Source organism: Streptomyces sp. NPDC048507 (assembly GCF_043199995.1).
Lineage (GTDB): Bacteria > Actinomycetota > Actinomycetes > Streptomycetales > Streptomycetaceae > Streptomyces.
In genome coordinates this window covers 959,668-984,121 of the sequence record NZ_JBICWZ010000001.1, presented here as the reverse complement: position 1 = coordinate 984,121, position 24,454 = coordinate 959,668, and the positions used below count along the sequence as shown (strand labels likewise).

20 protein-coding genes are annotated in these 24,454 nt (G+C 74.6%); 5 read left to right on the top strand and 15 right to left on the bottom strand.

Annotated features, from left to right (window positions below):
* Positions 1-13 precede the first annotated feature (13 nt).
* The 8 genes from ACGFXC_RS04515 to ACGFXC_RS04480 form a co-directional block, all read right to left on the bottom strand.
* Positions 14-676 carry a spherulation-specific family 4 protein gene (locus ACGFXC_RS04515; protein WP_393709355.1) on the bottom strand — a complete coding sequence of 221 codons (663 nt, stop codon included), beginning with the start codon at positions 674-676 and terminating at the stop codon, positions 14-16.
* Positions 673-1,593, bottom strand: a complete 921-nt coding sequence (locus tag ACGFXC_RS04510; protein ID WP_393709353.1) for an NAD-dependent epimerase/dehydratase family protein — start codon at positions 1,591-1,593, stop codon at positions 673-675. The genes ACGFXC_RS04515 and ACGFXC_RS04510 overlap by 4 nt, the downstream gene beginning before the upstream one ends.
* A 7-nt stretch (positions 1,594-1,600) precedes the next feature.
* Complete coding sequence (locus ACGFXC_RS04505; protein ID WP_393709352.1) at positions 1,601-2,314, bottom strand: NDP-sugar synthase; 714 nt, start codon at positions 2,312-2,314, stop codon at positions 1,601-1,603.
* An 81-nt stretch (positions 2,315-2,395) separates the two neighbouring features.
* Complete coding sequence (locus ACGFXC_RS04500) at positions 2,396-3,397, bottom strand: GDP-mannose 4,6-dehydratase (protein WP_393709350.1); 1,002 nt, start codon at positions 3,395-3,397, stop codon at positions 2,396-2,398.
* A gap of 74 nt (positions 3,398-3,471) precedes the next feature.
* The gene (locus ACGFXC_RS04495; RefSeq protein WP_393709348.1) at positions 3,472-4,947 is read right to left on the bottom strand and encodes a hypothetical protein; all 1,476 of its coding nucleotides are present in this window, start codon (positions 4,945-4,947) and stop codon (positions 3,472-3,474) included.
* The gene (gene pelF, locus ACGFXC_RS04490) at positions 4,944-6,683 is read right to left on the bottom strand and encodes a GT4 family glycosyltransferase PelF (protein WP_393709346.1); all 1,740 of its coding nucleotides are present in this window, start codon (positions 6,681-6,683) and stop codon (positions 4,944-4,946) included. The genes ACGFXC_RS04495 and pelF overlap by 4 nt, the downstream gene beginning before the upstream one ends.
* A gap of 93 nt (positions 6,684-6,776) precedes the next feature.
* Positions 6,777-8,927, bottom strand: coding sequence for a hypothetical protein (locus ACGFXC_RS04485; protein ID WP_393709344.1), 2,151 nt, complete (start codon positions 8,925-8,927; stop codon positions 6,777-6,779).
* 410 nt (positions 8,928-9,337) lie between these two features.
* On the bottom strand, positions 9,338-9,862 hold the full coding sequence (locus ACGFXC_RS04480) for a hypothetical protein (protein WP_393709343.1): 525 nt from the start codon (positions 9,860-9,862) through the stop codon (positions 9,338-9,340).
* A gap of 725 nt (positions 9,863-10,587) precedes the next feature.
* Here ACGFXC_RS04480 and ACGFXC_RS04475 point away from each other — a divergent pair.
* Positions 10,588-13,146 carry an ATP-grasp domain-containing protein gene (locus ACGFXC_RS04475; protein ID WP_393709341.1) on the top strand — a complete coding sequence of 853 codons (2,559 nt, stop codon included), beginning with the start codon at positions 10,588-10,590 and terminating at the stop codon, positions 13,144-13,146.
* A complete protein-coding gene (locus ACGFXC_RS04470) occupies positions 13,143-14,450 on the top strand; it encodes an MFS transporter (protein WP_393709339.1) in 1,308 nt (435 codons plus the stop codon). Before ACGFXC_RS04475 ends, ACGFXC_RS04470 begins: the two co-directional genes overlap by 4 nt.
* Positions 14,451-14,543: 93 nt before the next feature.
* Here the strand turns inward: ACGFXC_RS04470 and ACGFXC_RS04465 are convergent, their stop codons facing one another.
* The 3 genes from ACGFXC_RS04465 to ACGFXC_RS04455 form a co-directional block, all read right to left on the bottom strand.
* Positions 14,544-15,665, bottom strand: coding sequence for a hypothetical protein (locus tag ACGFXC_RS04465; RefSeq protein ID WP_393709337.1), 1,122 nt, complete (start codon positions 15,663-15,665; stop codon positions 14,544-14,546).
* A gap of 291 nt (positions 15,666-15,956) precedes the next feature.
* Positions 15,957-16,805: an aldo/keto reductase gene (locus ACGFXC_RS04460; protein ID WP_393709336.1), complete on the bottom strand. Its 849-nt coding sequence runs from the start codon at positions 16,803-16,805 to the stop codon at positions 15,957-15,959.
* 116 nt (positions 16,806-16,921) lie between these two features.
* Complete coding sequence (locus ACGFXC_RS04455) at positions 16,922-17,317, bottom strand: MerR family transcriptional regulator (RefSeq protein ID WP_393709613.1); 396 nt, start codon at positions 17,315-17,317, stop codon at positions 16,922-16,924.
* A gap of 151 nt (positions 17,318-17,468) precedes the next feature.
* Between ACGFXC_RS04455 and ACGFXC_RS04450 the strand changes: the two genes are divergently transcribed.
* Positions 17,469-18,140 carry a class II aldolase/adducin family protein gene (locus tag ACGFXC_RS04450; protein WP_393709335.1) on the top strand — a complete coding sequence of 224 codons (672 nt, stop codon included), beginning with the start codon at positions 17,469-17,471 and terminating at the stop codon, positions 18,138-18,140.
* The gene (locus ACGFXC_RS04445; RefSeq protein ID WP_393709333.1) at positions 18,137-18,586 is read left to right on the top strand and encodes a carboxymuconolactone decarboxylase family protein; all 450 of its coding nucleotides are present in this window, start codon (positions 18,137-18,139) and stop codon (positions 18,584-18,586) included. The genes ACGFXC_RS04450 and ACGFXC_RS04445 overlap by 4 nt, the downstream gene beginning before the upstream one ends.
* Here the strand turns inward: ACGFXC_RS04445 and ACGFXC_RS04440 are convergent.
* Positions 18,576-19,232 carry a maleylpyruvate isomerase N-terminal domain-containing protein gene (locus ACGFXC_RS04440; protein WP_393709331.1) on the bottom strand — a complete coding sequence of 219 codons (657 nt, stop codon included), beginning with the start codon at positions 19,230-19,232 and terminating at the stop codon, positions 18,576-18,578. The genes ACGFXC_RS04445 and ACGFXC_RS04440 overlap by 11 nt on opposite strands.
* Before the next feature lie 9 nt (positions 19,233-19,241).
* Complete coding sequence (locus ACGFXC_RS04435; protein WP_393709329.1) at positions 19,242-20,276, bottom strand: MsnO8 family LLM class oxidoreductase; 1,035 nt, start codon at positions 20,274-20,276, stop codon at positions 19,242-19,244.
* Between the two features lie 287 nt (positions 20,277-20,563).
* Here ACGFXC_RS04435 and ACGFXC_RS04430 point away from each other — a divergent pair, with 287 nt between their 5' ends.
* Complete coding sequence (locus ACGFXC_RS04430) at positions 20,564-21,289, top strand: intradiol ring-cleavage dioxygenase (protein ID WP_393709327.1); 726 nt, start codon at positions 20,564-20,566, stop codon at positions 21,287-21,289.
* A gap of 49 nt (positions 21,290-21,338) precedes the next feature.
* Here ACGFXC_RS04430 and ACGFXC_RS04425 read toward each other — a convergent pair whose 3' ends face one another.
* The gene (locus ACGFXC_RS04425) at positions 21,339-22,343 is read right to left on the bottom strand and encodes an aldo/keto reductase (RefSeq protein ID WP_393709325.1); all 1,005 of its coding nucleotides are present in this window, start codon (positions 22,341-22,343) and stop codon (positions 21,339-21,341) included.
* A gap of 61 nt (positions 22,344-22,404) precedes the next feature.
* Positions 22,405-24,435 carry a PE-PGRS family protein gene (locus ACGFXC_RS04420; RefSeq protein ID WP_393709323.1) on the bottom strand — a complete coding sequence of 677 codons (2,031 nt, stop codon included), beginning with the start codon at positions 24,433-24,435 and terminating at the stop codon, positions 22,405-22,407.
* Positions 24,436-24,454: the final 19 nt, after the last annotated feature.

Below are 24,454 nucleotides of genomic sequence, written 5' to 3'. Positions count from 1 at the left end.
CCGGGGCCGGCCGTCAGGGGTCCGGGGCGGTGAGCGCCGGGCTGGGCTCGCTCCACGGGTTGGGCAGGACCCCCGTGACCGGGCCGCAGACGCCGGCGCCGCGCTCGCCCGCGGTGCGCACCGCGAGCGGGACGAGGGCCTCGGGGACCGCGTAGACCAGGTGGCAGAAGCGCTCCGGCGGGTGGCGGCCGGTCCATCCGGGGCGGCTGAAGGCCGACACGTAGGTGGACCAGTCGCCCTCGAACGTGACGACCAGGTCCGCCAGGCGCAGGTAGCCCGGATCGGGATGGACGCCCGGGTTCAGCACGACGGCCGTCGCGCCGAGCCCGCGCAGCGAGCGGACCAGGCGGCGGCAGCCGCGCAGTCCCGGCCGGTCCGCCGTCACCCGGTCGAGGAAGACTCCGTCGACCCCGTACCACTCCCGGTAGCGGAGGAACTCGTAGTTGGCCTCCGCAGCCTCCCGGTCGCCGTAGGCGGTGTCGACGTAGCCCAGCAGCCGGGCGCCGGCCCCGCGCAGGGCGGCCGCCGCCGCCGTGTACGCGGGATCGGGGCGCGGGCCGGGGCCGCTCGCGGGGTTGAGCACCACCGCGCGGGTCCGGGCCGCGGCCCCGATCAGCCGGGCCCAGGCCCCCGGGTCCTCCGCCGGGTGGACGTACAGCGGAACGAGCAGGCTCATGCCACGTGGCTGCCGTCGCGGGCGGTCGCCGCCTCCCACAACGAGGCGAGCATGTCGTCCAGTTGCAGGGCCGGACGCCATCCCAGCGCGGTGGCGGCGGCGGCGACGTCGGAGCACTGCCAGGACACCTGGGCCGAGCGCGCCGAGCCGGCCGCCGCGCTCGCGTCCTCCTCGATGCGCCCCCGGAAGTCCGCCCGGCGGGCCAGCCCGCGCACCAGGTCGCGTACGGGTACGGCGTCGCCGGTGCTGATGTTCAGGACGGGCGGCAGCGGTCCGGGGGCGGTGACCGCGAGTTCCACCGCCCGGGCCACGTCCCGTACGTCCACGAAATCGCGGTACGCGGACAGGTCGCCGAGCCGCAGCACCGCCGCCGGGTCCGGTCCGGCGGCGCGCAGCAGGCCGGTGATGCGGCCGGGCAGGCCGCCGGCCGGAGCGCCGGGTCCGACCGGATTGCCGACGCGCAGGACGACCCCGTCCACGCCGGAGGCGTTCACCGCGACGGTGCCGGCCAGTTTGGTGGCCCCGTACGGGGTGACCGGGCGGGTGGCCGCCGACTCCCCCACCCGGACGCCGAACGCGCCCGGGCCGTACTCGGCCGCCGAGCCCAGGTGGACCAGGCGGGCCGCCGGGGCGGCCTCCCGCAGGGCCGCGCACAGGGCGGCGGGGCCGCGGGCGTTGACCTCGGCGAGCGTGACCGGGTCGCCGCCGGTCGCGCCCGCGCAGTTGACCACGGCGTCGGGGGCGACGGCCGCCAGCGTCGTGGCGAGCCGCTCGGGACGGTCGGCGGCGAGGTCGATGCGGACCTCGGCGCCGGGCGAGCGCCCGGCGTCGAGGACCCGTACCGTCGGCAGGGCGCGCAGCCGGTCGGCGACGTGTGCGCCGAGGTAGCCGTTGTGCCCCAGGACGAGGATGCGCATGACGTGCTCAGGCTCCCTTGAGCAGGAGGGACTTGCGGCTGGTGAACTCGGCGTTGGCCCGGTCGTAGTCGTCGGGGCGTCCGATGTCGAGCCAGTAGCCGTCGAAGTCGTAGGCGTGCGGCGGGTTCTGGGCCTTCAGGAGGTCGAGGACGAGCTCGTCGAAACCGAGCGGCAGGCCGGCGGTGTAACCGTCGAGGGTGGCGCGGCTCAGCCCGTACACGCCCATGGAGACGCGGTAGTCCATGCTGGGCTTCTCGGTGAAGCCGACGACGCGGCTGGCGTCGGTGGTCAGCACTCCGAAGTCGATGTGGACCTTGCGCGGGTAGGTGGCGATGGTGAGCGGGGCGTTCGAGGCCTCGTGGCTGCGCAGGACGTCGGCGTAGTCGAGGTCGGTGAGGACGTCGCCGTTCATGACGAGGAATCTTTCGGGGAGGCGGTCGCGGAGGTTCAGCAACGGACCCATGGTGCCGAGCGGGCTCTCCTCGGTGGCGTAGTCGACGGCCATCCCCCACTGCGAGCCGTCGCCCACGTAGGCGCGGATGATCTCGCCCAGGTGGCCGATCGCGATGGTGCAGCGGGTGAACCCCGCGGCCGACAGCTGGCGCAGGACTATTTCGAGGATGGCGTGCTGGTCGCCGATGGGAACGAGGGGCTTGGGAAGGGCCGTCGTGTACGGCCGCAGCCGGACGCCCTTGCCGCCTGCCAGGATCACTGCGTACATGGGGAGTTCCTCCATCGGTCGGGTGATGAGCCGGGGTGGGGGGACATGGAACGCATGGGGGGATGGGTGGGGCGGACGGCGTCAGACGTTGTAGATGCCGGTCTTGTAGCGGGCCAGGTTCGCCGGGTCGCGGAAGAACTCGACGGTGCGGGCGAGGCCCTGCTCCAGGCTGTGGGCCGGCTCCCAGCCGGTGGCGGCGGTGAGCCTGCTCGCGTCGGCGACGAGCCGCATCACCTCGGAGGCGGCGGGACGCAGCCGCTCGGCGTCCTCGCGCACCTCGATCGGGGCGTCCATGACCTTGCCGATCAGGGTGACCAGGTCGCCGACCGAGATCTCCGTGTTGGTGCCGGCGTTGAAGGTGCGGCCGACCACCTGCTCGGCGGGCGCGGTACCGACGGCGAGGAAGGCGGCGGCGGTGTCCTTGACGTAGGTGAAGTCCCGGGTGGGGCGCAGGTCTCCGAGGGTGATGACGCGTTCCCCGGCCGCCACCTGGCCGATGACGGTGGGGATCACCGCGCGCATCGACTGGCGCGGCCCGAAGGTGTTGAAGGGGCGCAGGGTGACCACCGGGGTCTCGAAGCTCGCGTGGTAGCTGTCGGCGAGCCGGTCGCCGCCCGCCTTCGAAGCGGCGTACGGGGACTGCGTGTTGATGGGGTGGTCCTCGGTGATCGGGACGGTCTGCGCGGTCCCGTACGTCTCGCTCGTGGAGGTGTGCACCAGCCGGGGCGTGCCGAGGGCGCGGACGGCCTCCAGCACGTTGAGGGTGCCGGTGACGTTGGTGTCCACGTAGCTGTGCGGGGCCCGGTAGGAGTACGGGATCGCGATGAGGGCGGCCAGGTGGTAGGCGCAGTCGGCGCCTTCGAGCAGGCCGCGGACCGAGCCGGGGTCGCGCACGTCGCCGAGGACGATCTCCACCTGGTCGAGGACCTCGGGATCGAGGGTCTCCAGCCAGCCGTACGAGGAGAACGAGTTGTACTGGGCCATGGCCCTGACCCGGTAGCCGCGGGCGACCAGGGACTCGGTGAGGTGGGAGCCGATGAAGCCTTCGGCTCCGGTGACGGCTGCGAGCGGTGCGGAGGTCAAGCGACCTCTCCTTTCGGTGGGTGGTGCTCAGGTGTGCGTGTGGTGCGGGTGCGGGAGAACGGGGCGGGCGGCCGTCAGGCGTGCGGGGCGGGCCGGCCGAGCAGCCGCAGCGTGGCCGCGACCAGGCACAGCGCGGCGGCGGCGCAGCAGAGCGGCAGGACGGACGGCCCCGGGTGCGGGGCGAGCAGGGTGACCGCGCCGGCGGTGCCCGCGGCGGCGAGGCAGATCAGGGCCGGGGTCCAGGCCACTCCGAAGGCCTGGAGCAGCAGGGCGGTCCACAGCGTGGCCGCGAGCAGCGGCAGGGTGGCGGGCCCGGCTCCGGTCAGCAGGGCGGCGGGCAGCAGCGGAAGTGCGTAGCCGAGCAGGCACAGGGCGAGCACGCCGGACGAGCGGAGCCGGAAGACACCGGGTGTCGCGGAGCGGGACAGCGCGCCGGCGGACAGGCCCCGGAAGCGGTAGAGCAGCCATTCGGCGGGTCCCATGCTGACGGTGAGCACGATCACCGCGTACGGCTCCCGGCGGCCGGCCAGCAGCACCAGCAGGGCCGCGGCCAGGCCGAACAGCCCGTACGGGAGGGAGCGCGCGAAGCGGGGTCCGGCGCCCTCGCCGGCCGCGGCCGGGCCGGCGTACTCGCCGCGCAGGGTACGGCCCGCGACGGCGACGGTGGCGGCCAGGGCCAGGAAGACCAGTCCGGCGCGCAGCGGCGCGCCGGGCGACCACCAGGGCAGGACGGCGGCGCCCGCCACGAGCGGGGAGAGGGCGGCGAGCAGCGCCAGCTCCCGGCCGAGGACGAGCAGGACGCCGGCCGCCGCCAGGTACAGCGACTGTGCGGCGGCCACCCCGAGCATCGCCGGGCCGGGGGTGGTGACGGCGGCGGCCGCGGTGGCGAGTACGGCGCCCAGTGGCGCCCCGCGCAGCAGGGTGCGGGCGGCTTCGCGCCGGCCCATGACCATCCACAGGTAGGCGCGGTGGCCGAGGGCCTGGCCCCAGGCCCAGGAGACGACGCCCGCCGCGACGATCCCGGCGGCGTGTTCGCCGGGGTGCCACAGGGGCGCGGTGAGCAGGTAGGCGAGGGCGGGCAGGGCGAACAGCACGCCGCGCAGCAGGCAGCGCAGGTGGTCGGGCCGCCACGGGTCGACTCCCCGGGGCGGCTCGGGGAAGACGCGGGGCACCCGCTCGTAGAGGGCGGCGGCGAGGGAGAAGATGTCGGGGTGGCCGTAGCTGCGGCGGATCGTGTCGGCCGACAGGCCGTCCGCCTCCAGGAGCGCGGCCACTTCGTAGGGGTGGACGGAGGGGCCGACGCGGTCGGCCATCTCGGCGGCCAGCTGGTTGACGGCCTCGCCGTAGTGGACGGGGGCGGGGCCGGGCAGGCGCAGGGCGAGGGTGACGGCCATCTGTTCCGGGCCCGGTTCGGGCAGCCGCAGGCCGAGGGTGACGTGATCGCCGCCGGCGCGCCGGCGGCTCGCGGTGGGCCGCTTGGGCACGGCCAGCCGCAGCATCAGGGTGTCTTCCTTGCCGCCGGGCGGCTCGAGGTCCATCGGGCCGCTCATCCGGCGAGGCTCCCCGTGCCGGAGACCGCCGGCGTGCCGGCTTCCTCGGGGGCCGGGCCCTCCGGCCGGGCCCAGGAGGGCACGGGGCGGCGCGGACGCAGGCCGGCCGCGGTGGCCGCCCCGGGTGCGGGTGCGACGGCCGCGGGGGCGCCGGACCCCCGTACCGGCGCCGGGTGGGCCGGCGCCGCAGCGGCGGGAACCGCGGCGTGCGCGCTCGCGGTCGCGCTCGCGTTGGCGGTCGCGGGCACGTTCGCCGTCGCGGCCACGATGCGGGCCGGGCGCGCGGAGGCGCGGGCGAGGGCGGGCAGTTCCAGGTAGATCGACCGGAAGGTGTCGATGGTCTGGCGCAGCGTGAACTGCTCGATCACCCGCAGCCGGGCCGCCTGGCCCATGTCCGCGCGTCGCGGGGCGTCGGCCAGCAGTTCCAGCGCGGCGGCGGCCATGGCCGCCGGGTCCCGCGGCGGTACCACCAGTCCGGCCTCGCCCACCGCCTCCCGTACACCGCCCACGTCGGTGGAGACGGTGGCCCGGCCGCAGGACATGGCCTCGATCAGCGTGAACGGGAAGCCCTCGCTGATGCTGGAGAGCATGACGACGTTGCCCGCCGCGTAGGCGTCCTTGATGTCGTCGACGCGCCCTTCGAAGACGACGGCGTCGCCGTGTCCGAGCTCCTGGGCCAGGGCCTCGCACCGCTCCCGGTAGGCCTCCCCGCCGCGCGGGGTGCCGCCGAACAGCCGCAGGCGCGCGTCCGGCATCTGCCGCCTGACCACGTCGAAGGCACGGATCAGGGTCTCCAGGTCCTTGATCGGGTCGACCCGGCCGGCCCAGCTGAGCGTGGGCACCTCCGGCTCGGGCCCGGCGGGCGGGAACGCGGCGGGGTCGACGCCGTTGTAGACCGTGCGTATGGACTCCGGGGCGGCGCCGCCCTCCTCCTCCCACAGCCGGTTGTAGCGGTTGCCGGGGGTGATCAGGGCGGCCCTGCGGTAGCTCTCGGCGGCGAGCAGCCGGAAGAAGCCCAGGACGAGGGCCTTGACGGGCCAGCGGTAGGGCGCGGTCCGGTAGCCGATGTAGCGCTCGCGCAGGTAGACGCCGTGCTCGGTGAGCAGCAGCGGGACCTCGTACTGTTCCAGCCCGGCCAGTCCGGGCAGGACGGCGACGCCGCCGCTGACGGCGTGCGCGACGCCGTCGCGCGGTGGCGGCGCGGCGAGCGGGCGCAGGGCGTGTTCCAGCAGCGAGGTGGCGGTGAGCGCGTCGCGCAGGGTCGGCCGGGACTCGCGGACGGACAGCCCGGGCCGGTTCCACACCGAGGCGAGGATGGAGATGGCCCGGTTGTCGCGCAGGAAGGGGCTCAGTTCCCCGTCCGCGGCGGCGCGCGCCATCGCGTAGAGCGCCGGGGCGAAGCCGTGCTCGGCGGCCGGGTCGAGCAGGGCCGTGAGGAACTGTTCGTACGCGGTGGCCAGCCGTCGCTCGGCGCGCCCGCGGGGCCGGCGGCCCTCGGGCGGCGCGCCCCACATGGGTACCGACCGGACGTGGTGGACGTGCGCGGGGAGGTCCCAGGCCAGGGATTCGCGGCCGGTGCCGGTGACGGCGATGACGTCGAAGTCGAGGTCGGGCATGCCCTGGACGAGTTGGTCGCACCAGACGCTGACACCGCCGTGACTGTGCGGGTAGGTGCCTTCGGTGAGCAGGGTGACGCGCGTCGCGCCGGAGCGGGGCGCGCCGTGGTGAACGTGCATGGGTGGGCTCCACGGCCGGTATGTGGGGTGGCAGGTGACGGTCGACCTGGCCGTCCCGGCCGCGCAGGGGCGGCCGGGACTCGCGTACGCCGGTCAGCCCTTGGGGGCTGCGGAGCCGTTCGCGCGCAGGGCCGCGGGGACCTGGGTGCGCGGGGCGGGGGCGGTCTGCGGGGCGGGGCGGGCGAAGAGGGCCTGGCCGCGGGGCGCCGCGGCGGCCGGCGCCGCGGGAGCGGCGGGCAGGGTGAAGGCGAGCGGCGTTCCGGCCGAGGCCGTCCAGCCGGAGGCGCGGCCGGCGTACGGGCTGCCGTAGGCCGCCGTGCCCTGCTTGCTGCCGGCGAGCAGGGTCGCGGGCACCGCGAGGCCGTTCGGGGCCTGGACGGTGACGGCGTCACCGATGCGGTACGCGGTGACCTGTCCGACCCGTACGGCGGTCTTCCAGGCGGCGCGGCGCTGGAGTTCGGCGCCCGCGTCCTTCATCCGCAGGTTCTCCACCGGGGCGTTGTCCGCGAAGAGGGCGGCGTAGCCGTCGAGCACCCCGTTCAGGACGGGGTAGGCGATGCGCTCCTCGGCGAGGTTGGACTGGTGGATGAAGTGCGGCTTCGGGTCGTTGGACAGGACGTGACCGAGCGCGGTGCGCACTTCCTGCGGCACGATGTGCTGGGCGTAGCCGGTGGCGGTGTCCAGCGGTGCGGGCAGGCAGGTGGTGGTGTCCGCGTGGTCCTCGCAGATGCCGCTGCCGCCCTGGGAGCGGCGGGTGTAGATCCAGTTGTACTCGTCGGCCTGCTCGACGGCCTTGCCCGCGTTGTAGAAGACGTTGATCGGGTAGCGGGCGACGGTGGAGGCGGGGCCGACGGGGCGCTGTTCGGGGTCGCGGGAGTTGTCCGAGGCGAGCCACTTGACGCCGTTGTCGGCCAGGGCGAGCGCGAGGTTGGGGTTGTCCTGCGGCTGCTGCGGGAGCAGCTTCATGCCGGAGTGCTCGCCGGTGACCAGTTCGTCGTTCTGCAGGGGCAGGCCGGAGGTCTGGCCCCAGACGCGGTTGAGCGCGATCTCGTCGCTGATGGCGGTGCGGCTGACCCACTTGGTGGAGCCGCCCGGGTTGGTGGCGCACTTCCACGGGACCGTGCTGACGTCCTGCTCGCAGCCGAGGTAGGCGTGCGTGTAGGTGTGGTTCACCCAGCGGAAGCGGTCGCGCTGGGCGATGAGGGTGTCGGCGAGCGCGTCCGCGCCGTCGTTGTCCTCGCGCTGGTCCAGGCTGCCGGCCCCGTTGTAGACCATGTCGAGGGTGAACTTGTGGCTGGTCTGCCAGTCGGCGGCGTACGTGGCGTCCGCGGCGGACATGCGGATCGGGCTCGGGGTGCCGCCGCCGTTCGCGCAGTCCACGTCACCGGGCGTGCAGTTGAGCACGCTGTCCCAGCGGTCGTCGGCGGCGAAGACGTCGTCGACGTGCACGGAGAAGTAGTTGCGGGAGGCGCCGAGGTGGACGCCGCCGGTCATCCACTCGACGATGCCGCGGGCGAGCAGGCGGAACTGCTGCTGGTACTGGTTGTAGACGAAGGTGACGACGAGTTCGCGCCGTCCGTCGTGCCGGTATTCGCCGACGAGGGAGCCCCGTCTGGGCGTGCCGGGTATGGGGGCGTCGACGTAGGTGGTGAAGTCGGCGCCGGGCGCGGGCTGGGCGAGGTAGGCGTAGCTCTCGCCGACGGTGGGCGACGTGTCCTCGAAGGGGACGGCGCCGTCGAGGTAGGCGAAGGGGCCCGCGCTGCCGGCGGCGGTGACGCCGGCCGACACTCCGTCGAGGCTGCCCGCGTAGCCGCCGGAGGCGAAGTACTGGAGGCCGACCTGCGGCCGCGAGTACGTGTAGGCGTCGACCTGCGGGATGTCGTACGTCTGCTCGTAGGCGCTCAGGGCCGCCATTTCGGCCGAACCGGCCGTGAAGGGGTTGTCGTTGGGCAGGACGACGGCCTGGAACTTGGCGCGCGGGCGGCCGTCGACCGTGTCGGCGAGGAAGGCGGCGTCGATGGTGGGCCGTCCTCCCCGGGTGAGGTCCACCGTGGTGTACGGGGTTCCGGCCGAATCCAGTTCGGCCGCGATGGCCGCGGTGGCCGGGCCTCCGTCGGTCACGATCAGCACCCGCAGGTCGGTGCGGGGTGCGAGGGTGTCGGCTTGTGCCGCCCCGGCGGGTAAGCCGAGTGCGGCAACGAGCGTGCCCATCGTGAGCAGGGCGGTGCGAATGGTCCGCTTCATGCGGTGAAGTCCCCTCCCAAGGCAGGGGTGAGCACGGCTCCCACGGAGCGGACACACCCCCCATGTGCGACGCCGGCGCCCCCTCAGAAGCCAGTCGTCGACACATCCGTCGCGTCACATGGTGATGTCTCTGTGTAGCGTTTGTGATGGTCTTGCGGAAACCGGCGGAAAAGAGCAGGCGCACAACGGGGGCGCACAACGGGAGCGGTTGAGGGGCCGGGGCGGGTTGGGCGCGGCAGCGCGCGGGGGGCCCGGCAGCGCGCTGGAGAACGCGCTGGTCCGGGCCCCGAGTGGGTGTGCGTGCGGACCGGGTCGGTCCGCAGGCCGGGCTTCCGTGGTCGAGACCATCTGGATGCCCGGCCTCCGGTCATTTCAAGCCAACACCCGTGGGGCGGTGGCCGATCGGTCCGTCAGGCGCAGAGCACGCGGGTCTCGGGGGTGTACACCGGGCCGCCGGTGGAGTTGCTGCTGTCGCTGAACTCGGCGTAGTAGTAGCTGTAGAAGCCGATGTTGCCGTTGCAGCCGGAGTCGGCGGCGACCTGGAGGGTCAGCGTCACGGTGCGGCTCTGGCCGGGCGGGATGGTGGCGCCGTAGTTGCCGCCGAGGTTGGCCGGACCGGTGCCGGAGCAGGAGGCCGGGCCGGAGGCGGTGGCCACGGAACACCCGGTGAAGCTGTACTTGAGGTCGGGGCGCTGGTTGGTCAGCCAGGTGGGGTCGATCGTCTGGTAGATGAACCAGACGTCGTAGCTCTTGTTGTTGGTGAGCGTCATCGACAGCTGCACCGTGCCACCCGGAGTGGTCGTGGCACTGCTCGTGCTGAACGTCAGCGCGGCCGGCGCCGGGTCGGCGCTCGCGGCGGGGGCGAGGCCGAACACGGCGAGGACGAAGGCGAGGACGGCGGCGAGGCCCAGGCGGCCCGTCAGAGGTGATCTCATGGCCCCGGAGGCTAGGGCGAACACGCGTACGTCGTCTGCCCCCGCCGCCACGCCGCGGACGCGGATCGGCCGGAAGTGTTCGTCCCGTGGCGGCCTTGCGGGGAACCCGTGAAGGAAGATCACACCACGTATACGGGCAGCACACGGACCGTACCGGAGGCATGGGACAGGCGCACACCCTCCTACGGGCGGCGCCCCGCCCGTTTGGCGCACACCCGACGTTCGAGGCCGCCGCACCGCCCCGCGGGGGCGGCGCGCGGAACCGCCCCTTTCGGCCAACAGGCCTACTTTGGGCGGTGGTTGACGGCGGCGTCGGCGCCTGGCGAGCGGGACTCCAGCGAGGTCCCAGCGGGACACCAACGGCGGGCGAGGACGTATGGCTACGTTTCGAACACCGATGGCACGACCGGCACGTGAGGGGGGAAGTACGTGAAGCAGCCCCGCACCGCCCGCGCCGTCGCGGCCCCCCTCGCCCGTCCGGCGGTGTTCACCGCCGGATCCGCGCGCCCCGCGCGCCCCGCACGCCCCGCGCTCCCCTCCGGCACCGACGCGCGGGCGTCCGCACGCAAGGCCGCCTCCCACTCCCCCGCCGGCAGGGCCCGTCGGGCGCGCTCACGGAGCCCCGCGCCCGCCCCGCGTCCTCGCGGCCACCCATCCGAACGCTTCCCGCCCACCACCCCGTACGAGCACGAGTTCCCTGCTGACGCAGGGGGAGATGAGAGCGAATGAACCCCGAGCGCACGCTGGTGCTCGTCGGTGCGACCGACGAGACCGTGCGGAAGGCCCACGACCTGGGCCTGAGCGTGCTGTTGCTCCAGCACCCGACCAAGGTGAGCGAGGAGCAGAACCGGCTCGTGGCAGCCGTCGAGGTCGTGGACTACACGGACTGGACCCTGGTCGAGCCCCTGGTGCGGGCCTGGCACGAGAGCCCCGGCTTCGCCGCGGCCACCTCCCTGACCGAGCCGGGGCTGGAAGCCGCGGGCCGGATCAACGACCTGTTCGGCCTCGGGGGCACCGGCTACGAGGTCACCGCCCGGATCCGGGACAAGGCCGCGATGCGGCGGTACGTCGCCGAGCACGACCCCGAGCACGCGGTGGGCGCCCGGTCCCTGCGCACCCGTGAGGACCTGGACGCCTTCGGGGCGTCGTACGGCTTCCCCTTCATCGTCAAGCCCGTCGACGCCACCGCGAGCATCGGCGTGCAGCGGGTGGAGGGTCCGGCGGACACCGACCGCGTCTGGGACGAGGTGAGCCGGCTCTCGGGCACGCGGACCGACCGGGTGTCCTCCCTGTTCGTCCTGCGGGACTTCCTGATGGAGGAGTTCCTGGACGGCCCCGAGTTCAGCGTCGAGTCCTTCAGCTTCGCGGGCCGCCACGTGGTCGTCACGATCACGGAGAAGTTCACCTCCGACGGCCACTTCGCCGAGCTGGGCCACGCCGTCCCGGCCCGGCTGTCCGCCGCGGACGAGGACGCGGTACGGGAGGCCGTGGGCGGCTTCCTCGACGTCATGGGCCTGCGCGACGGGGTGTGCCACACCGAGGTGCGCCTGACCGCCAAGGGCCCGCGCGTGATCGAGGGCCACAACCGGATCGGCGGCGACGCCATCCCGGAGCTGGTGCAGAGCGCGTTCGGGGTGGACCTGAGCACGCTCGCCCTCGCCCACCCCTTCGGCCTGGCCGAGGAACTGCCCGACCGGCCGCAGCCGCGCGGGGGCGCCTGCGTGCGCACCCTGGTCGGCGCGCCGGGCACCCGCGTGGAGTCCGTCGCCGGGGTCGAGGAGGCGCGCGCCGCGGAGGGCGTCATCGACGTCCGCGTCAGCGCCCGGCCCGGCGACGACGTACGGGCGCTCAAGGACAACTGGGACCGGCTCGGCCTGATCGCCGTCGCGGCGGGCGACGCCACCGCGGCGATACGCCGCGGCGCGGAGGTGATACGCGAGCACATACGCGTCACCCTCGCCCGTCCCGACGGCACCACCGTGCTGGCGGAGCCGGCCGAGGTCGAGCCGCCCGCGAACCTGCTGATCCTGCACCGCAACCCGCTGGGGCCGTTCCCCTACCGGGCCTGGCTGCCCGAGCACACCGGCGACATCGTCGTGCTGGCCGACCGCGGCAAGATCGAGCTGGCGGGCGAGAAGGTTCCCGACGGTCCCCTCGACTACACCCGCCTGGAGATCTTCGACGACTTCGACGCGGACGAGGTCGAGGCCCGCGCCGTCGAGCTCATCACCGAGCACGGCATCACGGGCGTGAGCGCGCTGCACGAGGCGGACATGCTGCTGGCCGCGCGGCTGCGCGAGCGGTTCGGCCTGCCCGGCGCGTGGCACGACGACGTGATGCCGTTCCGCGACAAGGTCCTGATGAAGGAGCGCGCGCAGGAGGCGGGCATCGAGATCGCCGCCTGGGCGCAGGCGGCGACCGCCGACCAGGCCCGCGCCTTCGTCGCCGAGCAGGACTTCCCGGTGGTGTTCAAGCACCGCCACGGCTTCAACTCCGTGGGCCTGCGCATCCTGCACGACGCGGACTCCTTCGAGGAGTGCCTGACGGAGGTGTACGGCGCGGGCGAGCGGGACGACGTCCTCCTGGAGGACTTCGTGCCGGGCCGCATGTGCCACGTCGACGGTCTGGTGGTCGACGGGCGCGTGGCGCTGGCCTGGCCCTCGCAGTACCAGTACGACCTGGCCTCCTTCGGCTCCGACGCGGGTCCGCGCATCGACCTCACCCTGGACGTGGACGACCCGCTCACGCCGCGGCTGCTCGGCCTGGCCGACGAGGTCCTCGCCGCCCTGTCCCCCGAGGCCTCCCGGCTGCGCGACTACTCCTTCCACATGGAGGTCTTCCACACCCCGGACGACCGTCTGGTGCTGTGCGAGAGCGCCTGCCGTCCGGGCGGTGCCAAGATCCGCGAGGTCTTCGACGCCCTGTTCGGCGTGCACCTCGGCGAGTACGCCGTGCGCGTGGACGCCGCTCACGCGGCGCCCGAGGGCGTGCGGGAGCGGGACGACGCGTCGGGACTGCCCGCGCCGCGGTGCATGGCGGGTCAGGCGTTGATGATGAAGCAGCCGGGGCTGGTGCGCGCGCTGCCGCCGCTGCCCGAGGAGCCGTGGCTCGCCGGGTTCTGGCTGTACGCCGAGGTGGGCCAGGTCATCGCCCCGGCCTCGGGTTCCTCCGACTTCCTCGCCGCCGCGGTGGGCACCGCGCCGGACCGCGCGGAGTGCGAACGGCGACTGCGCGCGCTCGGGGAGTGGGTCCGCGAACGCAGTGAGATCGGGGACGCGCCATGACCAAGGTCCGCCTGTCGGCGAAGACGCGGTACATGCTGGGGATGGTGGTCGACGCCACCGGTGCCGGCATGTACCTGCCCTTGTCGCTGCTGTACTTCCATCACGTCACCGGGCTCCCGCTGACCCAGGTCGGCACCCTGATGACGGCGGCGGCCGTGATCGGCCTGGTCAGCAACCCGGCGGCGGGCGTCCTGATCGACCGGTTCGGGGCCCGCGCGGTCGTCACCGGCGGGTACCTGCTGCGGGCCGCGGGCTTCTGCACGTACCCGCTGGTGGACAACGGCGGCACGATGTTCGCCGTGATCCTGCTGGTCGCGCTCGGCGACACCTCGTACCCGCCCGCGATCCAGTCGTTCATCGCGGAGTTCGTCAAGGGGACGGAGCGGGACAAGCTGCTCGCCGCGCAGCGCAGCCTGCGCAACGCCGGTCTGGGCGTGGGCGGTCTCCTCGCGGGTGCGGTGCTGGCCCTCGGCAGCGACGCGTTCTACTACGTGATCGTGCTCTGCGCGGCCGCCGGTTACGTGCTCGCCGCGGTGTGCTTCGGCTCGATCCCGATCCCGAAGGCGACCGGTCCGGCCACCCGGGTCTCCCGCAAGGGCGGTTACCGGCTGGTGGCGCGCAACCGGCCGTTCCTCGGCCTGACCCTGCTCAATGTGCCGACGGCCTTCGGCTACACGGTGCTCGCGGTCGGCATACCGGCGTACGTGACCCAGGACCTGGGGGCGTCGACCTCGCTGGTGGGCGTCCTGTACGCGGTCAACACCGTCGGGATCGCGCTGTTGCAGATCCCGGTCACGCGGGCGCTGGTCGCCTTCCGCCGCACGCGCGCCGTGGCGCTGGGCGCGGTGGTCTTCGCGTCCTCGTTCGTGGCGTTCGCGGTCCTCGCGGCGGTGGGCAACAAGTCGGTGATCCTGATCGGGGTCTTCGTCGCGACGGCGCTGTTCACGGCGGGCGAGCTGATGCACGGCGCCACCGCCTCGGCGCTGTGCGCGCAGGCCGCGCCGGAGGAGACGCGGGGCCGTCACCTCGCGGTGTACCAGCTGTCGTGGGCGGTGCCCAGCGCGCTGGCCCCGGCCGTCCTGACGGCGCTGCTGACCCTGTCGCCCACGGCGATGTGGCTGGTGCTGGCCGTCGGCGCGACGGTTTCGGCCCTGGGCGTCCTGCGCCTGGAGCCGAAGCTCCCGCCGGAGGCGGTCCACCCGCAGCCGCGTCCGGGACGGGACGAGCCGGCGTCCGGGGCGGTTCCCGCCTCCGCGCCGCTGCCCGTGACGGAGCCCGGTACGGCGGCGGCGGCCCGTACCTGACCGCGGCGGCCCGCCACCGGGGGCCCGGCTCCCCCGCCCGCGAACGCCCCCGCCCGGACCGCGTCGTCGCGGCCCGGGCGGGGGCGTTCGGCACTACTGCGGCGGCGCGGCCGGCGCGGAGCCGGCCGGGGCGGGTGCCGGTGTCCGGGCCAGGTCCGCGAGGATCGCCCCGGCGAGGCCCTCCCGGCGGATCCGCTGGTCCACGTACAGCAGGCCGCTGACCAGCTGGCCGAAGCCGATCTGGAAGACCTGTCCGGCAACCCCGCCGACGGCCGTGATGAGGAAGGCGATGACGAGGCCGGCGATCAGAGCGCCCGACGGCCCGCTGCCGTCCTGCGGCATCGCGATCATGACCGGGATCACCGCGAACGTACCGACGAGCTGGAAGGGCAGCTGGATCACCCAGGCAACCGTTCCCCCGATCAGGGCGCCGACGAGGGTGATGCCGCAGATCCGCCACCAGTCGCCCCGGACGAGCGCGGCCGAGCGGCGCAGCGCGGTGAGCGGACCCGCGTCTTCCAGGACCACGACGGCCGCAGCGAGGCCGAAGCGGAGGTGGAGCCAGACCGACAGCGGCAGGGCGAGCAGGAGCAGCACGAGCAGGAGCGCGAAGAGCCCGAACGCGCCGTCCCGGGAGTCCGTGACGGCCATCAGCGGCACCCACACCGCCATGACGACGATCATCGGCGCGGCGGCGGCCAGGGCCCCGAGGAAGACCGCACCGGCCACCGCGGGCGTCCGCCGCAGCGAGGCGCGCCACATCGGGCGGAAGCGGGTGGGACGGCCCGTCACGGCCTCCTTGAGGACGGCCGGGCAGAGCGCGCAGACCACGGCCGTGCCCAGCATGCCGATGACGAGGAGCAGGACGAACGCCGTCCCGGCGGCGACGAGCAGCGGCACGACGTGCTCGGCCGCCGGGTCCTCGCCGTAGGGCGGGTCGAAGACCGGATCGACGTGCTGGCGGACGGCCGCGAAGGCGATGCCCACGACGAGGGCCATCACCGGCAGCACGAAGGCCTGTACGGCGAGCACGACCCCGAGGACCGCCCTCCAGTGGCCGCGCAGGGTCCGGAACGCTCCGCCGAGTACGTCCCCGAGGGTCAGCGGCCGCAGCGGGATCACCCCCGGCTGCGGCGCCGGCGGCGCCATGCCGCCCCACTGCGGGGCCCCGCTCCAGCCGCCCCCGTACACCTGCGGCCCGTTGTCGTGCGTCATGCCTGTGCTCCGTTGTGTCGTCCCCCGATGGAACGCACAACATAACCCGGCTGGTCAGGGACATGGCAGCCGCGGGTGGGGTCGGGGCGGGGAGCCGGGGATCACCGCCCCACGGTGTTCATCAGGACGATCGCCCCGATGTTGGCGAGGATGACGGCGATGACACCGATGATCGCCGCCCAGGCCCTCTGGGATTCATCGAGCTGCACGCGCCGCCTCCTGCGTCACGGCGACGACCGGCCGTTGCCGGCGTCACCACTTGTCGTGGCAACTCATACAAATACGTAGAAATCATACATTCAGGGTGACGTTTCCGAGTCGGCTGACCATCTCCGGGTCGCGGTGGTCGAAGAACAGCGAGGCCCCGGTGTCCAGGGCGGCCACGGCGTCCATCTGATCGTCCGTGAGCCGGAAGCCGAAGACGTCCAGGTTCTCCGCCATCCGCTCCGGCCGGACCGACTTGGGAATCACGACCACTCCCCGCTGCACCAGCCAGCGCAGGACGACCTGCGCCACGGACTTCTCGTGCGCGGCGGCGATCCGCGTCAGCACCGGGTGGGTGAAGAGGTCGCCCCGGCCCTCCGCGAAGGGGCCCCACGACTCGATCTGCACCCCGCGCCCGCGCATGAGCTCCTGATCGGCGGTGCGCTGGTGGAAGGGGTGGGTCTCGATCTGGTTGACGGCCGGGGCGACCTCGTTGTGGTCCATCAGGTCCACCAGCCGGTCCCCGTGGAAGTTGGAGACCCCGATGGCCCGGACGCGGCCCTCGCGCTGGAGCCCCTCCATGGCGCGCCAGGAGCCGTACACGTCCCCGTACGGCTGGTGGATCAGGTACAGGTCGAGGTGGTCCAGGCCGAGCTTGCGCAGGGAGGTCTCGAAGGCCCGCCCGGCCCTGTCCTCCCCGGCGTCGGAGATCCAGAGCTTGGTGGTGACGAAGAGCTCCTCGCGCGGGATGCCGCTGCCGCGGATCGCACGTCCGACGGCCTCCTCGTTCCCGTACGCGGCCGCCGTGTCGAGGGAGCGGTACCCGGCGGCGAGGGCGTCCGCGACGGCCCGCTCGGTCTGCGCGGGCGGGATCTGGTACACGCCGAAGCCGAGGACCGGCATCTCGACACCGTTGTTCAGGGTGACGGTCTCCATGGGGGCTCCTTCTTCCGGGTGCGCGGCACGTGGCGCCCGCGGGGCGCGGGCCCGTGCACACATACCCGCCCGGCGCCGACGGCTCCCGGCCGGTGCTCCATGCGGGCACGCCGGGATCAGGCCGGGCCGCCCCCGGCGGCCGGCGCGCTCCACGAAGCCATCTGCTCGCGGAACTTCGGACACGCCACGATGTCCTCCTCCCCGCACTGGAGGGCGTGGGTCAGCAACTGGTGCGCGTGGTCGAGGTCGACCATGCGCTGTTCGATCTCGGCGACCTTGTCCCGGATCATCGCGGCCCTGCGCGAGCGTTCCTGCTGGAACTCGCGGATCTCGGCCAGGGTCAGTCCCGCCTGCTGGCACTTGCGCAGCATCACGATCCGCTGGGCCGCCTGCGCCGGGTAGCGCCGCTGGCCGCCCTGGCGTTCGGGCCGGGGCAGCAGGCCGTGCCGTTCCCAGTAGCGGATGGCCGAAGCCGGCACTCCGGTCGTCTCGGCCAGCCGGCCGATGGTCATGAGCACGTCCCGCACCTCTCGCACCTCCCGCACCTCTCGCACTGGCCTCCTCCACCGCACTTGACTTGAACCTTAGTTCAAGTTGAAGAGTGGTCCGCACGTGGACGGCGCCCGACGAGCGGTCGCCGGCAACCGAGCGGGAGATGGCACGATGACCGGAGCACACCGGGTGGACGAGAACGAGCGGGCCGAGGAGATCGTCGGAGCCGCCGAGCTGCTCTTCGCGGCGGGGGTGATGGCGCACTCGGGGCACGCCAACCTGAGCGCCCGGCTGGACGGCGGGCGGCTCCTGCTGACGCCGGGCTTCGTGCGCGGGCTGCGGCCCGGCGACCTGGCGACCGTCGGTCTCGACGGCCGGGTCCTGCGGGGCGAGCTGCGCTCCGTCAGCGCCGAGATCATCGCCATGCACAGCACGGTGTACCGCGCCCGCCCCGACGTGGGCGCGATCATCCACACGCACTCGCCCGCCGCGACGGCCTTCGCCGTGGCCCACCGGCCGCTGCCTTGCCGGACCGAGCCGATGCTCCGCTTCGGGCAGGCCGAGGAGGTCCCGGTGGTGCCGTGGGGGCCGCGCGGGTCCGACGTATCGGTGCGCGGGATCGCCGGCGTCCTGGAGCGGCGCCCGACGACCGCGGCCGCCCTGCTGGCCAATCACGGCCTGCTGGTGTTCGGCCCGGACTCGGCGGCCACGGCCCACCTGGTGGTGGCGATCGAGGAGAGCGCCGAGGCGGAGATCGCCGCCGCGGCGATCGGCGGGGCCGTGGACTTCCCGGACGGCGCCCTGGAAGCCGTGCGCGCCTCGATCGCGCGGGTCGCGTCATGACGGACGACACCACCCCGGATCCGGCCACCGCCACGGCCACGGCCCCGCGCGCGGAGGCCGTGCGCGACCGCTACCGGGCCACGCTCGGACACGTCCCCCGCGGTGTCGAGGAGCGGCTGCGCCTGGCGGGGGCCTTCGACCGGCTCGCCACCGAGGAGGCGCTCGCGGCGCTGCGCCACATCGTGCTGACCGACAGTCCGCTGGGCGCCCGGGTGCAGCAGCTCGTCCACTTCGGGCAGCTCCTCTCCCTCGGCCGGGACCATCCGGCCCGCCTGCACGCCCGGGGTGCGCTGCACGCGGGGGCCACCGTGACCGACCTCATCGGGGTCGCCGAGACCGCGCTGATCACCTCGGGCGTGCCGGCCTACGCACTCGGCACGGAGATCGTCGCCGAGCTCGTGGCGCAGGCGGCGGACGGAGGTGGCCGGACGGCCGTCAGCCGATGACGAAGGGGAGCCGGGGGGCGAGCGGGCCCAGCCGGGCCTTCTCCCCGGCCGTCGGGGCGCGCCGTCCGGTACCGGTCAGCAGGGCGTCCGCGTCGGAGAACGACGGCGGGAAGACGGTTGCGGCCATCGTCTCCAGCATCCGCCGGGACCGGGCGAGCCCCTCGGCGGGCGGTCCGGCGGCGCCGGGGAGGTGGGCGACCAGGTCGAGGTGGTGGAGCGTCCACTCCAGGACGTACGCGCCGAGGTAGTCGCCGGTGGTGAGGACCATGTCCTGCGTGGCGACGCGGCGCTGCGGGTCGGCGAGCGCGGCCGCGCGGCCGGCGGCGGAGCCGACGTCGTCGAGGTGGAACCTCAGCAGCGCCGGGTCCTCGTACGCGGCGGCCAGCCGGACGATCAGTGCGTCGAGCGGGTCGTCGCCGGACGGCGGGGCCGCCGAGACGTTCCAGTACGTCACCGCGTCACGGGTCGGTTCCGCGTCGGCGGGGGTGACGAGGGTGATCAGGACGTCCTGGGCGTCGATGACCAGATGGCACACCAGGTCCCGGACGAGCCATCCGGCACAGCCCGAGGGCCGTGCGAAGTCCTCGTCCGGGAGCGCGGCGACCGCCGCGCGCAAGGCCGACCAGGAACGGGAGAACAGGTCCACGACCGCAAACTAGCAGTCGGCCGCGGACGGCTGCTCCGCGTACTCCTCCTCCTTCTCCTTGCCGAGGTGCTCCTTGCCGAGGTGCTCCATGACGAGGCGGTGGGAGAGCAGACGGGCGCCGAGGTCGTAGACGGGCGTGGTCAGCATCAGTTCGTCCGCTCCGGTCTCGCGGACGAGCCGCGCCAGCCGGTGCACGACGGTCTCGGGCGTTCCGACGGCCTGCTGGGCCCGGAAGGCCGCCAGCGCCTGCCGTTCGTCGGCCGTGAAGGCGTGGGCGGCCGCCTCGGCGGGGGTCGGGAAGGGGGCCTCGCTCCGGCCCTTGAGGAGCCCGGCCTTGACGACGTCCATCGGCCCGATGCTCCGGGCCGCCTCCCGCTCCGTCCGCGCGCACACCGTCTCCACGCACAGCAGCACCCGGGGCCGCTCGCACCAGCGGGAGGGGGTGAAGTCCGCCCGGTAGCGCTCCAGGACGGCACGGGTGTGGTCCGGGCGGATGTGGTGGGCGACGGCGACCGGCAGACCGAGCGCCGCGGCGAGCCCGGCGCCGGCCGGGCTGGAGGCCAGCAGCCACGGCTCCGGCAGCGGACCGAGCGCGACCTCGTCCACGAGGAAGGACAGGATCGCGGACACGTCGGCCTCGTACTCGGCGTCGGTGACCGGTCCGGCTCCGCGGCGCAGCGCGCGTGCCGTGGCCTCGTCGAAGGTCCCGGGACCGCGGCCGATGCCCAGGTCGATGCGGTCGGGGTGCAGCGCGGCCAGCGTCCCGAACTGCTCCGCCAGCATGAGGGGGACGTGGTTGGGGGCCAGTACGCCGCCCGATCCGAGACGGACCGACGAGGTCGAGGCCGCGGCGTGGGCGGTCAGCACGACCGGGGGGAAGGCGCCGATCGCGGGCGAGTGGTGGTGCTCGGCGTACCAGATCCGGTGGTAGCCCAGCCGTTCCGCTTCCTGGGCGAAGGCGGTGGTGTCCCGCAGGGTGTCCGCGGCCCGGGTGTCCGTCTGGACCATCGCGACTTCGAGTACTGAAAGAGGTATGTCGAGCATGCGGCCAGCATAGGGACCACGCGTCGGGGGGACGGGGCCGCGATCGCTTTCGCGCCACGGAGCGCGGGCACGGCCGCCGTTCCTCCCGCGTTCGCCCCCGTTCGGCGCCCCGCGCCTCGGCCGGGGGGAGGTATCCGGTGCGGGGCGGCGGCGTGTCCGGGCGGACGGGGGGCCGGCTGCGCCACGGTGGGCACCGGTGGGCACCGGTGGGCACCGGTGGGCACCGGTGGCCCCGCCCCGGCCCCGCTCCGCCCCGCTCCCGCCCCGCTCCCCGTGAAAGGCTGGCCATGACCGGCGCCGACCGCCCCGACCGCCCCTCCCCCACGGACTCCCGGCGGCGCACGCTGCTGCTGGCCGTCCCGACCACCGCCGTCGCCGCGCTGGCGTCGGCCTGCGCGCGGACGGGCGGCGGCCCGGAGGCGGCAGGCCGGGCTCCGGCCGGACGGGCGGGGACGCCCGGGCCCTCCGGCCCGTCACCGGGCTGCGTCCTGGCCGCCGAAACCGGGGAGGGTCCGTACTACACGCCGAAGAGCCGGCACCGCTCCGACGTCACCGAGGACCGGGTCGGGGTGCCGCTGCGGCTGGACCTGCACGTCGTACGGGCGTCGAAGGGGTGCGCGCCGCTGGCGGAGGCGGCCGTGGACATCTGGCACGCCGACGCCTCGGGCCTCTATTCGCAGGACGGGGCCACCTACCTGCGCGGCACCCAGACCACCGACGGGCAGGGCCGCGTGTCCTTCCGGACCATCGTGCCGGGCTGGTACGCGCACATCGCCCCGCACGTGCACTTCAAGGTGCGCACGGGCCGGCGCGCCGAGGTCTCCTCGCAGCTGTTCCTGCCCGAAGAACTGCTGAAAACGATCTACGCGCGCCAGCCGTACTCCCGGCGCAAGGCCCCCGCCCACCCCAACACCCGCGACGACCGCTTCGCGGCGAAGGGCGCCCGGCTGACCCTGGACCCGGTGCCCGACGGCGCCGGCTACCGGGCCTCGTTCGTCATCGGCATCGCCTGACGAGCGGACCGGGGCCGGGGCCGCGGTCCGGGCCGGGTCCGGCGGGCGGTCAGTTGTTGACGTGGGCCAGGCTCGTCGCGTCGTAGCGGGTCCCCGCGACGTGCGCGGCCGGGGCGGCGGCCTCGATGGCGGCGAGGTCCTGCGCGGACAGCTCGACGGTCAGGGCGGCGAGGTTCTCCTCCAGGTGGCGCGGGCGGCGGGTGCCGGGGATCGGCACGACGTCCTCGCCCCGGTGCTGGAGCCAGGCCAGGGCGAGCTGGCCGGCGGTGACCCCCTTCGCCGCCGCCCGTTCCTCCAGCTTCGCGACGATCGCCAGGTTCCGTTCCAGGTTGCCGTCGGCGAAGCGCGGCTGGCCGCGCCGCACGTCGCTCGCGGCCAGGCCCTCCACCGAGCGGTACCGGCCCGTCAGGAAGCCGCGCCCGAGCGGGGAGAACGGGACGAGGCCTATGCCGAGTTCACGGCAGACCGGGGCGATCTCCGCCTCCAGGTCCCGGGTCCACAGCGACCACTCGCTCTGCAACGCCGCGATCGGATGCACCGCGTGCGCCCGCCGGACGGTGCTCGCCCCGGCCTCCGAGAGGCCGAGGTGGCGGACCTTGCCGGCCCGCACCAGTTCGGCCATCGCACCGACGGTCTCCTCGATCGGCACCTTGGGGTCGACGCGGTGCTGGTAGTAGAGGTCGATGTGGTCGACTCCGAGCCTGCGCAGCGACGCCTCGCACGCCCGGCGGACGTAGGCGGCGTCGCCCCGGACCAGGGTCGGCTCGCCGAGCCGGTTGGCGAAGCCGAACTTGGTGGCCAGCACCACCTGGTCGCGGCGCCCGGCAACGGCCCGCCCGATCAGCTCCTCGTTGTGCCCGGCGCCGTAGAAGTCGGCGGTGTCGAGGAGCGTCACCCCGAGGTCGAGGGCCCGGTGGAGGGTCGAGACCGACTGCGCGTCATCGGAGTCTCCGTAGCCGTGGCTCATGCCCATGCAGCCCAGGCCCTGCGCGGAAACGGCAAGGTCGCCCAGGTGCCGGACGGGCAGGGGGGACGTGCGGGAGATGTCGGTCATGCTGCGGCCTCCTCGATCGGTTCGTGTGATCGGGACGCTAGGTGCTGGAGTGCGCTCCATGTCAACGGCACCCCGGCTCGCCCGTGCGGTGGAGCGCCAGCGCCGCCATGACGCGGGGCGGGAGGCCGGGGTTGCGGGCGGCGGTGGCGGCCGTGTCCGGGGCGCGGAGGCGGTCGACGAGGAGGCGGGCGGGGAGGCGGGCGGAGAGCAGGACCGTCGTACGGACGGAGTCGCTCGGGTCCTCGGCCAGCAGCGCCGCCTCGGCGACGGGCAGGCGGGGGTCCTCCGCGGCCCGCTGCCGGACCTCCGGGTCGCGGTCGCGGGCGAAGCGGGCGACGAGTGCGGCGCCGGACCGCGGGTCGTCGAGCGCGAGTCGCCGCATCCGGCCGTGCGGGTCGTCCGCGTACCGCAGGAGGCCCTCGCGGGGGAAGTTGGGGTGGGTACGGGGGCGTCCGGGGGACGACAGGCTGCCGGTCCACCAGGTCCACACCCGCAACAGCATCTCCGCCGGGGCGTCGTCGCAGGACTCCGCGAGGAACAGCTGCACGACCCGGTCGGGGTCCCAGGCCAGCCGCTGGACCACGTCCGGGGGGAGCCGCCGGGCCCGGGCCACGCTCCGGCGCACGAGCGGGTGCGCGGAGGCCGCGAGCATCCGCATGGCCTCCGGGTCCTCGTGGCGCTCCACGACCCAGGGCAGGGCGTGGGAGATGACGGACGGGTCGACGTCCACCCGGATCGCGGCCCGCTGTTCCTCGGTGAGGTCGGCGCGGACGGCCACCGCGCGCCGCACCCCGTCGTCGGGGTCCCGGGCGAGCCGGGCCACGCTGCGCGGGTCGAGGCGGGGGTTGGCGGCGAGGGCCCGGCGCAGGCCGCAGTCGCCGCCGGCCAGCAGGTGTTCGACCAGGTCGGGGCCGAGGAGGCAGGTTTCCACGGCCTCAGCGTCCGGCTCGTCTCCCGCGTACTGCGCCAGGGAGAGCGGTACCTCCTGGTACTGGGCGAGCCGGGCCCGGGCCCGCACCGCGGGGGCCTCGTCGGTGAGCAGGGCCCGACGGCGCTCGGGCGGGAGCGCGGGCCAGGCGCGCCGGCAGGCCCCCGCCCGGACCCCGGCGTCCGGGTCCTGGACCAGGGCGACGCTGTGCCGGACCGCCAGGCCCGCCAGCCGCGCGGCCTCGGCCCGGACCCGGGCGGACGGGTCGGCGGCCAGCAGGGCGCAGGTCCGCTCCGCCAGCACGGCCCCGCCGTCGGCGGCGATCATGGCCAGGAGGCTGCGTTCGCGTGCGGTGCCCGCGGCGCGGAACAGCCGGTCCCAGTCGTCCGCGAGGAGGGACGGCCGCATTTCGACGGCCCGGATCCTGGCCCTCGGGTCGGGGTGCGCCAGAACGGCCTCCACCAGGGCGTCCGGGGGGAGCAGCCACATGAGCGAGGGTTCGGCGCGCGCCAGGGCCCGGCGCAGGGGCTCGGGGGCGGCCGGATTCACGACGAGGCCTTCGGCCCAGGCGCCGCGGAGCCGGGCGTCCGGGCCGATGTCGGTCAGGGACGCGAGGAAGCCGTCCCAGACGGCCGCGTTCTCCTCCTCGCTCTCCCGCGCCGCGGCCCGGGCCGCCGCCTCGATCCGCGCGCTCGTCCCGCTGACGACCAGCAGCCCCGGGGCTCCGGGACCGGACGCCGCGCGGGCGACGGTTTCGCCGTCCGTGGTGGCGAGGAGCAGGCCCCGCGGGTCCGGGTCCGCCGCGCGGAAGAGGGCGGCCAGGGCCGCGACCGGGTCGGCCGCCGGTATCCGGACCCGGTGCCAGGCCCTGCCCCGGCAGCCGCGCGGCGCGTGGGGCCCCTCGAAGGCCAGCAGGAACTCCCGTCCCCCGGCGAGGACCAGCGCGGCCGCCGCCTCGGGCGGTGCGGGCGCGGGGGGCGGGGCGGCGCCCGGCCCCGGGGCCGGTTCGCGCTCCGCGGCCGCCGCCGCCAGCAGCCGGCGGGCCGTGGCCGCCTCCCGTACGCCGGGCAGCCGCCACGTCCCCACGGGCTCCAGCCCCATGACGGCGAGCAGTTCCTCGTAGCCCTGTTGATCCCGCAGCCGGTCGTCACTCACGTCCACCACGCCCCCTCCCTCTCGTGCG